Below are 1,424 nucleotides of genomic sequence, written 5' to 3' on the forward strand. Positions count from 1 at the left end.
GGCTCTTCACAATGGAGGGTGTAGTCGGGGTTGGCGCGTCGGTCCAGTGATTGGGGTCGGGATCTTCAGATGATGGAAGTTCTCACACAACCCATCTGGAAGACCCCGACGTGCTTAACGCTACCTTTGTTCGCCCTGACCTGACGATGTTTTGCCGCCTTGACGAGCTCGGTTTGGAAGCCGTTGGCCAGCGCTTGGAGCCCGGTCGGGCGGTGTTGGCATGCCGGGTGGTCGCGCCCGATGATTGGTGTCGGCGCTGCGGATGCCAGGGAGTACCTCGCGATACGGTGATCCGCCGGCTCGCGCATGAGCCGTTGGGGTGGCGACCGACGACGCTGCTGATCCGGGTCCGGCGGTACCGGTGTACCGGGTGCGGGCACGTGTGGCGCCAAGACACCACGAAAGCGGCCCAGCCGAGAGCGAAGCTTTCCCGCCGGGGACTGCGCTGGGCGTTGGAAGGCATCGTGTGCCAGCACCTCACCGTCGCCCGCATCGCTGAAGGTCTCGGCGTGTCCTGGAACACCGCGAACGACGCAGTCCTGGCCGAGGGCAAACGGGTCCTGATTGATGTCCCGGACCGGTTCACGGCGGTGAAGGTCATCGGCGTCGATGAGCACGTCTGGCGGCATACCCGCCGCGGGGACAAATACGTGACCGTGATCATCGATCTGACTCCTATCCGGGACGGCACCGGGCCGGCGCGGCTGCTGGACATGGTCGAAGGACGCTCGAAACAGGTGTTCAAGGACTGGCTGGGCGAACGCGACGAGTCCTGGCGTCAGGACGTGGAAGTCGTCGCGATGGACGGCTTTACCGGGTTCAAGACCGCCACCGCTGAAGAGCTCCCCGACGCCGTCGCGGTGATGGACCCGTTCCATGTGGTCCGTCTGGCCGGCGACGCACTTGATGGGTGCAGACGTCGGATCCAGCAGCGCACCCACGGTCACCGTGGCCGAAAAGATGATCCGCTTTACCGTGCACGGCGGACCCTGCACACCGGCGCTGATCTACACACCGAAAAGCAAAAAGACCGGCTCACTGACCTGTTCGCCACCGATGCGCACGTTCAGGTCGAAGCGACCTGGGGAATCTACCAGCGGATGATCGCCGCTTACCGCGAACCGGACCGACCTCTCGGCCGAGAGCTGATGAGCAAGCTGATCGAATCAATCAGCCACGGCGTTCCCAGCGTGTTGACCGAGGCCATCAGTCTCGGACGGACCCTCAAACGCCGCGCCCCCGATATCCTTGCCTACTTCGACCGCCCCGGCACGTCCAACGGGCCCACCGAAGCGATCAACGGACGTCTCGAACACCTCCGCGGCTCAGCCCTCGGCTTCCGCAACCTCACCAACTACATCGCCAGATCACTACTCGAATCCGGCGGATTCAAACCGAAACTACACCCTCCATTGTGAAGAGCC

The 1,424-nt window shown here is 63.8% G+C and carries 1 protein-coding gene; it reads left to right on the forward strand.

Translation table 11 applies throughout. The features are described 5' to 3' along the window. The first annotated feature begins 110 nt into the window (after window positions 1–110). Window positions 111–1,418 carry an ISL3 family transposase gene (locus IWX64_RS16820; protein ID WP_196868267.1) on the forward strand — a complete coding sequence of 436 codons (1,308 nt, stop codon included), beginning with the start codon at window positions 111–113 and terminating at the stop codon, window positions 1,416–1,418. Window positions 1,419–1,424: the final 6 nt, after the last annotated feature.

It is taken from the genome of Arthrobacter sp. CAN_A212, assembly GCF_015752345.1.
Lineage (GTDB): Bacteria > Actinomycetota > Actinomycetes > Actinomycetales > Micrococcaceae > Arthrobacter_D.